Source organism: Micromonospora sp. URMC 107, assembly GCF_051386315.1.
In the GTDB taxonomy this organism is placed as follows: domain Bacteria; phylum Actinomycetota; class Actinomycetes; order Mycobacteriales; family Micromonosporaceae; genus Micromonospora.
Genome location: NZ_JBPQTK010000062.1, coordinates 22,790 through 33,218, shown reverse-complemented (window position 1 = coordinate 33,218; position 10,429 = coordinate 22,790). Strand labels below are relative to the sequence as shown.

7 protein-coding genes are annotated in these 10,429 nt (G+C 72.0%); 2 read left to right on the top strand and 5 right to left on the bottom strand.

All coding sequences use genetic code 11. The features are described from left to right. Positions 1-1,859, top strand: a 1,859-nt coding sequence (locus tag ACSNN9_RS16155) for a PhoX family protein (protein ID WP_436674029.1), incomplete at its 5' end; no start/stop codon positions are given. Between the two features lie 103 nt (positions 1,860-1,962). On the opposite strand, the gene ACSNN9_RS16150 is transcribed toward ACSNN9_RS16155, so the two are convergent. Further along, positions 1,963-2,745, bottom strand: a complete 783-nt coding sequence (locus tag ACSNN9_RS16150; protein ID WP_358090986.1) for an IclR family transcriptional regulator — start codon at positions 2,743-2,745, stop codon at positions 1,963-1,965. A 154-nt stretch (positions 2,746-2,899) separates the two neighbouring features. Between ACSNN9_RS16150 and ACSNN9_RS16145 the strand changes: the two genes are divergently transcribed. Beyond that, positions 2,900-4,081: an MFS transporter gene (locus ACSNN9_RS16145; protein WP_436674027.1), complete on the top strand. Its 1,182-nt coding sequence runs from the start codon at positions 2,900-2,902 to the stop codon at positions 4,079-4,081. Between the two features lie 24 nt (positions 4,082-4,105). Here ACSNN9_RS16145 and ACSNN9_RS16140 read toward each other — a convergent pair whose 3' ends face one another. The 4 genes from ACSNN9_RS16140 to nuoL all read right to left on the bottom strand — a co-directional run bounded on the left by ACSNN9_RS16140 (position 4,106) and on the right by nuoL (position 10,428). Further along, positions 4,106-5,191 carry a polyprenyl synthetase family protein gene (locus ACSNN9_RS16140; protein ID WP_357872733.1) on the bottom strand — a complete coding sequence of 362 codons (1,086 nt, stop codon included), beginning with the start codon at positions 5,189-5,191 and terminating at the stop codon, positions 4,106-4,108. Positions 5,192-5,281: 90 nt separating this feature from the next. Then, a complete protein-coding gene (gene nuoN, locus ACSNN9_RS16135; protein ID WP_436674026.1) occupies positions 5,282-6,835 on the bottom strand; it encodes an NADH-quinone oxidoreductase subunit NuoN in 1,554 nt (517 codons plus the stop codon). Positions 6,836-6,866: 31 nt separating this feature from the next. After that, the gene (locus tag ACSNN9_RS16130) at positions 6,867-8,402 is read right to left on the bottom strand and encodes an NADH-quinone oxidoreductase subunit M (protein ID WP_357872727.1); all 1,536 of its coding nucleotides are present in this window, start codon (positions 8,400-8,402) and stop codon (positions 6,867-6,869) included. A 64-nt stretch (positions 8,403-8,466) separates the two neighbouring features. Continuing rightward, positions 8,467-10,428, bottom strand: a complete 1,962-nt coding sequence (gene nuoL, locus ACSNN9_RS16125; protein ID WP_436674025.1) for an NADH-quinone oxidoreductase subunit L — start codon at positions 10,426-10,428, stop codon at positions 8,467-8,469. Position 10,429: the final 1 nt, after the last annotated feature.

The window sequence follows — 10,429 nt, the reverse complement described above, 5'->3', positions numbered from 1 at the left end:
CCGCCACCCCCGTGGTCCCGGACGCCGCCGGCTTCGACCGCCCCGCCGGCGGCGTCGGCAACGGCGCGCTGACCTTCAAGGCGGTCCCGCCGAACACCCTGGACAGCCTCGTCGTGCCCAACGGGTACGACCACGCGGTCGTCATGCGCTGGGGCGACCCGGTCGTGCCGGGCGCCCCCGAGTTCGACCTGCACGCCCAGACCGCCGCCGCCCAGGCCGGGCAGTTCGGCTACAACAGCGACTTCGTCGGGGTGCTGCCGCTCGACGGGCGCCGCCGCGCGCTGCTCGTGGTCAACCACGAGTACACCAACGAGGACCTGATGTTCCCCGGCTTCACGAGCCAGGACGCGCTGACCGCCGAGCAGTTGCGGATCGCGATGGCCGCGCACGGCATGTCCGTGGTGGAGCTGGAGCGGGTCGACGGCACCGGGCAGTGGCGGCCGGTCACCAAGGGCCGGCGGCCGTACAACCGGCGGGTCACGGCGCTGGCCACGAAGTTCGAGCTGACCGGGCCCGCCGCCGGCTCGGCGCACCTGCGGACCGCCGCCGACCCGAAGGGCCGTACGGTCGTCGGCACGCTGAACAACTGCGCCGGCGGGGTGACCCCGTGGGGCACCGTGCTCTCCGGCGAGGAGAACTTCAACCAGTACTTCGTCGGCGGCGACGCGGTGGCCGAGGAGGTGAAGCCGAAGCTGGCCCGGTACGGCATCACCACCACGACCCGCCACCCGAGCGGCAGCCGCAAGTGGGAGCGCGCCGACGAGCGGTTCGACCTGGCGAAGCACCCCAACGAGGCCAACCGGTTCGGCTGGATCGTGGAGATCGACCCGTACGACCCGGAGAGCCGGCCGCGCAAGCACACCGCGCTGGGCCGGTTCAAGCACGAGGGCGCGAACGTCATCGTCGCCAAGAGCGGGCACGTGGTCGCTTACATGGGCGACGACGAGCGCTTCGACTACCTGTACAAGTTCGTCTCCGACAAGAAGTTCATGAAGGGCGGCTCCTGGGTCGCCCGCCGGCACAACCTGACCCTGCTGGAGTCGGGCACCCTCTACGTCGCCAAGCTCGACGAGACGAGCGCCGGCGAGATCGACGGTTCCGGCAGGCTCCCGTCCGACGGCGCGTTCAACGGCCGGGGCCGGTGGATCCGGCTGGTCAGCGGCAACCGCTCGTACGTCGACGGGATGACCGCCGCGGACGTGCTCACCTTCACCCGGCTCGCCGGCGACAAGGTCGGGGCGACCAAGATGGACCGCCCGGAGGACGTCGAGCCGAGCCTGCTCACCGGCAAGGTGTACGTGGCGCTGACCAACAACACCGATCGGGGCAAGGCCGGCAAGCCGGCCGCCGACGAGGCCAACCCGCGCAACCTGAACAAGCACGGCCAGGTGCTGGAGCTGGTCGAGGAGCGCGGTGACAACGCGGCCGAGACCTTCGCCTGGTCGCTGCCGATCGTCGCGGGTGACCCGGCGGACCCGTCGACCTTCTTCGCCGGGTACGACAAGACGAAGGTCTCCCCGATCTCCTGCCCGGACAACGTGGCGTTCGACGCCACCGGGAACCTCTGGATCTCCACGGACGGTAACGCGCTGGGCAGCAACGACGGTCTCTTCGCGACGGCCGTCGAGGGACCGGAGCGGGGCCACCTGAAGCAGTTCCTCACCGTGCCGGTGGGCGCGGAGGCCTGCGGCCCGTTCATCACCGGGGACAACCGCTCCGTCTTCGTAGCGGTGCAGCACCCGGGCGAGGTCAGCGGGGCGTCGGTCGAGAAGCCGGCCTCGAACTGGCCGGACGGTGACTACGCCAAGCCGGGCGTGGTGGTCGCCTGGCGTCTGGACGGCGGCCCGATCGGCAGCTGACCCCTCCTCGGGCGGTCCGGCGCTGGACCGCCACCGGGGCCCTCTCCCAGCCGGGGAGAGGGCCCCGGGCCGTTCCGGGCCGACGCGGGCGGGCCGGGCGGGGTCAGCTGTCGGCGGCCAGGTTGTCGGCGATCGTCCGGGCGACCGTGAGCAGCTTCGCCCGCACCACGCGGGCGGAGGTCATCATCTCGCCGGCCGGCAGCGCGCAGGCCAGCACCACCCGACGCTCCATGTCCTTGTCCGGGCTGACCAGCACCGCGGCGCAGGCCACGCCCTGCCGGAACTGCCCCAGCTCCAGCTGCATGCCCCGCCGGTCCCCGGCGGCCAGGTCGACCTCGAACGCCTCCGTGGTGGTCAGGGTCGCGGAGGTGAACGGGCGCATGCCGTAGTCGCGCAGGTAGCGGAAGCGCTGCTCGGCGGTCAGCGTGGCGAGCAGGGCCTTGCCGAGGGCGGTCGCGTGCGCCCCCTCGTCGAACCCGGGCACCAGGTCCTCCAGGTACGGCGAGCGCGGGCCCTCGGCCACGGCCGTGACCGCCACCTGGCCGCCCACGAACCGGCCGAGGTAGTGGCTGTAGCCGGTGTCCAGGGCGGCCCGGCGCAGGCTCTCCCCGACCGCCGGCGGCCCCCGGAACGCCGTCACCAGCTCGCGGTAGCGGTCGGCCACCTCCAGACCCACGATGTACGTGCCGTCCTCCCGACGGATCACGTAGCCCTCGTAGGCCAGCGTGCGGACCAGGTGGTAGGTCGTCGCCACGGTCAGCTCGCAGCGCCGGGCGATCTGTTTGACGGTGAGCCCCTTCGGGGCGCGACCGACCGACTCGAGCACTCGTAGCGCGCGGGACACGCTCCGGATGAGATCCGAAGGTTCCGCCAAGGGGTCGCGCACAACCACCTCCGCCGCCGGGGACTTACACCATATGAAAAACAGGCCCGGTGCGAAATGCCTGTTCGGGTGGAGGATGCCAGATTGCCATGAACGGCGCGTGCCCCGACAGGCACGTACCGTGACGCAATCGCTGCTCGCGTAGGTTTGCCGGACCATGACCGACACCGCGTTGCAGCCCGCCCCGCGCGGCACTCCGCCCCGGCCCGCCCGGGCGGTGGCGGGGGCCGTCGCCGTCACCATCGCCTGCGTCCTGCCGGTCTTCCTGCTCGGCGGTCTCGCCGTGCAGATGGGCGATGAGCTGGGCTTCTCCCCGGCCGGACTGGGCCTGGCCGTGTCGGTCTACTTCGGGGTGGGCGCGCTGGCCTCGGTGCCCTCCGGCGTCCTCGCCGAGCGGCACGGGCCGGCCGTGGTGGCCCGCGCCGGCATCCTGCTCTCCGCCGCCTGCCTGCTGGCGGTGGCGGTGGTGGCCCGTTCGTACCCGGTCCTGCTCGGGCTGCTCGCGCTCGCCGGCACCGCCAACGCCCTCGGACAGCTCGCCAGCAACGCCACCCTCGCCCGGCACGTGCCGGCCCGCAGGCAGGGGTTGTCGTTCGGGGTGAAGCAGGCCGCCATCCCCGTCGCCACCCTGCTGGCCGGGGCGGCGGTGCCGACCGTGGCGCTGACGGCCGGCTGGCGCTGGGCGTTCGTGGCCGCCGCCGGCGCGGCCCTGGCGACGTTGCCGGCCGTACCCGCCCGGGAGCCACGCCCCACCCGGACGGCCGCCCCCAGCCGCGCCGGCCGCGCCACGGCGGCCCTGGTGGTCGTCGGGGCCGCCGGGACCTTCGCCGCCGCCGCCGCGAACGCGCTCGGCACCTTCGTCGTCGACTCCGCCGCCGGCCGGGGGATGTCACCCGGGCTGGCCGGGCTGACCCTGACCCTGGGCAGCGCCGTCTGCGTGGCGGCCCGGGTCTGCGTCGGCTGGCTCGCGGACCGCCGCGCCACCGGGCACGTGGCCCTCATCGCCGGCATGCTCGTGGTCGGCGCCGCGGGGCTGGGCCTGCTCGCGGTGGCCGGGTCGGTGCCGCTGGTGGCCGGCGTGCTGCTCGGCTTCGGCCTGGGCTGGGCGTGGCCGGGCCTGATGACCTTCGCGGTGGTCCGGCTGCACCCGCAGGCCCCGGCCGCCGCGACCTCGGTCACCCAGACCGGGGTGTACGCGGGCGGCTGCCTCGGCCCGCTCGGCCTCGGCGCGGTGGCCGCGCACGCCGGCTACCAGGCGATGTGGATCGTGGCCGCCGGGTCGATGCTGCTGGCCGCCGCCCTGATGCTCGCCGGCAGCCGGCTGCTCGCCCGCCGCTAGCGGGCCGGCACGGGCCGGGTGTCGTCAGCTGGTGCGGTCGGCGATGTAGTCGCAGAGGGATTCGAGGGCGCGGCGGGCCGGGCCCTGCGGGAGCGGCGAGAGCTGCTCCCGGGCCTCCTCGGCGTAGCTGCGGACCGTCTCCCGGGCCCGCTTGAGCGCCGGGCTCTCGCGCAGCAGGCCGAGCGCCTCGGCGTGCAGGTCGTCGTCGGTAAGCGGGCCGGTCGCCAGGATCTCCCGCAGCCGCACCGAGGCGGCGTCGGCGTCGTCCGAGCCGAGCGCGTAGAGCACCGGCAGGGTCGGCACGCCCTCGCGCAGGTCGGTGCCGGGCGTCTTGCCCGACTCCACCGACTCCGAGGCGATGTCGAGCAGGTCGTCGGAGAGCTGGAAGGCCACGCCGATGGTCTCGCCGTAGCCGGCCAGCGCCTCGGTGTGCTCCGGGGCGGCACCGCCGAACATGCCGCCGAAGCGGGCCGAGGTGGCGATCAGCGAGCCGGTCTTGCCGGCGATCACGTCGAGGTAGTGGGCCACCGGGTCGTCGCCGGGGCGGGGGCCGACGGTCTCGGCGATCTGGCCGTGCACCAGCCGGGCGAAGGTGCGCGCCTGGAGGCGTACGGCCTCGGTGCCCAGGTCGGCGGCGATGTCGGCGGCGCGGGCGAAGAGGTAGTCGCCGACGAGGATGGCGACCGAGTTGGTCCACCGGGAGTTGGCGCTCGGCGCCCCCCGGCGCACGGCGGCCTCGTCCATCACGTCGTCGTGGTAGAGCGTCGCGAGGTGGGTGAGCTCCATCACCACCGCGGCCGGCACGACCTGCGCGTTGGTCGGGTCGCCGAACTGCGCGCCCAGCGCCACCAGCAGCGGCCGGAACCGCTTGCCGCCGGCCTCCACGAGGTGCCGGGCGGCCTCCGTGACGAACGGGTCGGCGCTGGCCACGCCCGCCCGCAGCTCGGACTCGACGCTCTCCAGCAGGCCCAGCACGGACGCCTCGACGCGGGGGTCGGCGAGATAGAGGCCGAGCGCGCCGAACTGACTCGTGCTCACCCTGGTCCGACGGCCGCCGGACCCGGGGGCACCTGAACGCTCGCCAGCCGGATTCACCACGCCATCAACCATGCCACACCCCTCCGACCTGCCCGGGACGGGGGATACGGCGCGGGGGCCGGCACGCCGTGGCGTACCGGCCCCCGCGGGCGTCAGCGTCGGTCATCTGACAAATTCGGCGGCGCCGGTGGCCAGGTCGAGCAGCGGAGCGGGCGCCACACCGAGCACCAGCGTGGCGAGCACGCCGATCATCAGCGCGGCCGAGGTCAGCCCACCGGGCACGGCGACGGTCGGCGTCGACTCGCCGGGCTCGGAGAGCCACATCATCACCACGACCCGCAGGTACGGGAAGGCCAGCACCATGCTGGTCAGCACGCCGGCGATCACCAGCCACGCCTGCCCGCCGTCGAGCGCCGGGCCGAAGACCGCGAACTTGCTCGTGAAGCCGCTGGTCAGCGGGATGCCGGCGAAGGCCAGCAGGATGAAGGTGAAGACACCGGCGTAGAACGGCGAGCGCCGGCCCAGCCCGGCCCAGCGGGACAGGTGGGTGGCCTCCCCGTCGGCGTCGCGCACCAGGGTCACCACGGCGAACGCGGCGAGCACCGAGAAGCCGTACGCGACCAGGTAGAACATCGTCCCGGAGATGCCGTCGGCCCCCGGGGCCAGCACGCCGACCAGCAGGTAACCGGCGTTGGCGATCGAGGAGTACGCCAGCAGCCGCTTGATGTCGGTCTGGGTGACCGCCAGCACCGCGCCGACCAGCATCGTCAGCACCGCCACCACGCCGAGGACCGGGGTGAAGTCCCACCGGGCCCCGTCGAAGGCGACGTGGAACACCCGCAGCAGGGCGCCGAACGCGGCGACCTTGGTGCAGGCGGCCATGAGACCGGTGACCGGGGTCGGCGCGCCCTGGTAGACGTCCGGCGTCCAGACGTGGAAGGGGGCGGCCGCCGCCTTGAAGAGCAGCCCGATGGCGAGCAGCGCCATGCCGGCGAAGAGCAGCACGGGGCTGGCCGGGGAGTCCGCGACGGCGGCGTCGATGGTGGCGAAGTCGACACCCGCCTGCCGGCCCGGGACGCCCGCCGTGAAGCCGTAGATCAGGGCCACGCCGAACAGGAAGAAGGCGGAGGCGTACGCGCCGAGCATGAAGTACTTCAGCGCGGCCTCCTGGCTCAGCAGCCGCCGGCGGCGGGCCAGCGCGCAGAGCAGGTACAGCGGCAGCGAGAAGACCTCGAGCGCGATGAACATGGTCAGCAGGTCGTTCGCCGCCACGAAGATCAGCATGCCGCCGATCGCGAACGTGGTCAGCGGGTAGACCTCGGTGAGGCCGTTCTTGCCCTCGGCCTGCCGCCGGTCGTCGGCCGACTCGGCGGTGACCGCGGCCTGGGCGACGAACGCCCCGCCCCGCTCCACCGAGCGCTCGCCGATGAGCAGCAGCGCCATCGCGGCGAGGACCAGGATCGCGCCCTGGAGGAAGAGCGTCGGCCCGTCCACCGCGATCGCCCCGCCGATCGTGATCTTCCGCTCGTCGGCCGCCAGCACCACCATGGTCAGCGCGGCGAGCACCGCCAGCAGGGCCATCGACAGCTGGACCACGTGCCGGAGCCGGCGGGGCACGAACGCCTCGACCAGCACGCCCAGCAGCGCGGCGCCCAGCATGATCAGGGTGGGAGCGAGCGCCGCGTAGTCGATCGACGGCAGTTTCAGCTCGGTCACTTCGCAAACCTCTCGTTCGCGACTGCGGGGCTCACTTTGCCGCCTCCTGGACGGTGCCGCCCGAGGTCGGGGCGGGGTCGGTTCGGCCGACGTCCTGCATGGTCGCCTGCACGGCCGGGTTGATCACGTCGGTGACCGGCTTCGGGTAGAAGCCGAGCAACAGGATCAGTGCGATCAGCGGGGCGACCACGAACTTCTCGCGCAGGTTCAGGTCACGCCGCATGCCGTCGATCTGGGTCAGCGCCGGGTTGAGCGTGCCCTGGGTGGTGCGCTGCACCATCCACAGCACGTACGCGGCGGCCAGGATGATGCCGAGCGTCGCGATCACCGCGACCGGCTTGTTCACCGTGAACGTGCCGATCAGCACCAGGAACTCGGAGACGAACGGCGCGGTGCCGGGCAGCGCGAGCGAGGCCAGACCGGCGAAGAAGAGCACCCCGGCCAGGATCGGCACCAGCTTGCCGGCGCCGCCGAAGTCGCTGATCAGCGCCGAGCCGCGCCGGGCGATGAGCATGCCCACCACCAGGAAGAGCAGGCCGGTGGCGAGGCCGTGGTTGACCATGTAGAGCACCGCGCCGGTGCCGGCCTGGGTGGTGAAGGCGAAGATGCCCACCCCGATGAAGCCGAAGTGCGCGATCGAGGTGTACGACACCAGCCGCTTCAGGTCGTTCTGGCCGACCGCCAGCAGCGCGGCGTAGATGATGCCGATCAGCCCCAGCGCCAGCGCCCACGGGGCGAACCACTTGGCCGCGTCCGGGAACAGCGGCAGGCAGTAGCGCAGGATGCCGAAGGTGCCCACCTTGTCGAGCACGCCGACGAGCAGCGCCGCCGCACCGGCCGGGGCCGCGCCACCGGCGTCCGGCAGCCAGGTGTGGAACGGGAAGAACGGCGCCTTGATCGCGAACGCGAGGAAGAAGCCGAGGAACAGCCAGCGCTCCGTGCCGGTGGAGATGTCCACCTGGGACAGCGCCTGCCAGTCGAAGGTCTTCCCGCCGACGACCCAGAGGCCGATCACCGCGGCGAGCATGAACAGACCGCCGACCAGCGAGTAGAGGAAGAACTTCACCGCCGCGTACTGCCGCTGGTGGCCGCCGTAGCTGCCGATGAGGAAGTACATCGGCACCAGCATGACCTCGAAGAACACGTAGAACAGGAAGACGTCGGCGGCGGCGAAGACGCCGATCATCGTGCACTCGAGGACGAGCAGCAGGGCGAAGTAGACCGGCACCGACCGCTTGGACGACTCGGCGTCGTGCCAGGACGCCAGGATCACCAGCGGCACGAGCACCGCGATCAGCATCAGCATCACCAGCGCGATGCCGTCGGCGGCGAAGGTGAAGTTGACGCCCCAGTTCGGGATCCACGCGTAGGACTCGCGGAACTGGAAGCGGTCACCGCCGACCTTGAAGGTCACCCACATGACCACCGACAGCGCCAGCACCAGCAGCGACCAGCCGAGCGCCACCTGCTTGGCCAGCTCCGGCCGGCTGCGCGGCAGGAAGGCCACCACCAGGGCGCCGACCAGCGGTGCCACGGTGAGCACCGAGAGGAACGGGAAGTCGGACATTATGCGGCCTTACCTCCGTCGTCACTGCGCGGTCCGCCGGTGACGGCCGCCTGGAAGAGGTCGATCACGCCAGCCACCCCGCCTCGACGGCCAGGAACGCCGCCAGGACCAGCAGCGCGCCGGTCAGGATCGAGGTGGCGTACGACCGGACGAAGCCCGTCTGGAGCCGCCGGAGCCGGCCCGAGCCGCCACCGATCCCCGCCGCGAGGCCGTTGACCAGCCCGTCGACGCCCCGGTTGTCCAGGTAGACCAGTGCCCGGGTGAGGAAGATGCCCGGCTTCTCGAAGACCGCCTCGTTGAACGCGTCGGTGTAGAGGTTCTTCCGGGCGGCGGTGACCAGTACGCCGGCCGGCTGCGGCGCGGTGGCCGTGCCGTTGCGGAACAGGAACCAGGCCAGACCCGCGCCGAGGATGGTGATCAGGATCGACAGGATCGTGATCACCGTGTGGGAGAGGACGCCGTGCGCCTCGCCGCCGGGCACCTCCCCGAGCACGGGCGTCAACCAGGAGGCGACTCCGTCGTTCCAGGCCATCAGTCCACCGGCCACCACAGACCCGACCGCCAGGAGGATGAGCGGGATCGTCATCAGCTTCGGCGACTCGTGCGGGTGCTGGATGTCCTCCGTCCAGCGCGTCGGCCCGTGGAAGGTGAGCACGAAGAGCCGGGTCATGTAGAAGGCGGTCAGTCCGGCACCAAGCAGCGCCGCGCCGCCGAACAGCCAGGCAGTCCAGCCCTCCCGCTCGAAGGCGCTCGCGATGATCGGCTCCTTTGAGAAGTAGCCGGAGAGCGGCGGGATGCCGATGATCGCCAGCCAGCCGGCCGCGAAGGTCAGCCAGGTGATCTTCATGTGCTTCGAGAGGCCGCCGAACCGGCGGATGTCGACCTGGTCCTTCATGCCGTGCATGACCGAGCCGGCGCCGAGGAACATGTTGGCCTTGAAGAAGCCGTGCGCCAGCAGGTGGATGATGGCCAGCGCGTAGGCGCCTCCACCCAGGCCGACGCCGAGGAACATGTAGCCGATCTGGCTGACCGTCGACCAGGCCAGCACCCGCTTGATGTCGTCCTTGGCCGCGCCGATGATGCAGCCGATCAGCAGCGTCAGCGCGCCGACGCTCACCACCACCAGCTGGAGGGTGGAGTTGGCCGAGAAGATCGGGTTCGACCGGGCGATCAGGTAGACGCCGGCCGTGACCATGGTGGCGGCGTGGATGAGCGCCGACACGGGGGTCGGGCCCTCCATCGCGTCCGGCAGCCACGCCTGGAGCGGGAACTGGCCGGACTTGCCGGCCGCGCCGAGCAGCAGCAGCAGGCCGAGCACCAGCACCGTGGTCCCGGTCAGCGAGCCGACGCCGTTGAAGACCTCGTCGTACTGGGTGGTGCCGAGGGTGGCGAACATGATGAAGATGCCGATCGCCAGGCCGGCGTCGCCGACCCGGTTCATCAGGAACGCCTTCTTGCCGGCGGTGGCGGCGCTGGGCCGCTCGTACCAGAAGGAGATCAGCAGGTACGACGCCACACCGACGCCCTCCCAGCCGAAGTAGAGCATCACGTAGTTGTTGCCGAGCACCAGCAGCAGCATGGCGGCGACGAACAGGTTGAAGTAGGCGAAGAACCGCCGACGTCCCGCGTCGTGCGCCATGTACTCGACCGCGTAGAGGTGGATCAGGAAACCCACCCCGGTGATCAGCAGCACGAAGACGGCGGCCAGCGGGTCGAAGAGCAGACCGAAGTCCACCCGCAGGTCGCCGACCGTGATGAAGTCCCACAGGCTCAGCTCGACCGACTTGTTCTCCAGGCCACGCAGCTGGAAGAAGTAGGTCAGGCCCAGCACGAAGGCGGCGCCGATGGCGGCCACCCCGAGCCAGTGCCCCCAGCGGTCCGCACGCCGGCCGAGCAGCAGCAGGACCGCCGCGCTGACCAGCGGGATCGCCACCAGCAGCCAGACGCTGCCCAGCAGCCCGTCCGCCGTCGCGTAGGCGACGGTGCCCACCGGCTCAGCCGGGGCGTTCGTCAGAATCGTTCCCACC

Bases quoted from the DNA above. Each gene is read 5' to 3' on its own strand.
- ACSNN9_RS16145 (WP_436674027.1), top strand. From the start codon at position 2,900: ATGACCGACACCGCGTTGCAGCCCGCCCCGCGCGGCACTCCGCCCCGG.
- ACSNN9_RS16140 (WP_357872733.1), bottom strand. From the start codon at position 5,191: ATGGTTGATGGCGTGGTGAATCCGGCTGGCGAGCGTTCAGGTGCCCCC.
- ACSNN9_RS16130 (WP_357872727.1), bottom strand. From the start codon at position 8,402: ATGTCCGACTTCCCGTTCCTCTCGGTGCTCACCGTGGCACCGCTGGTC.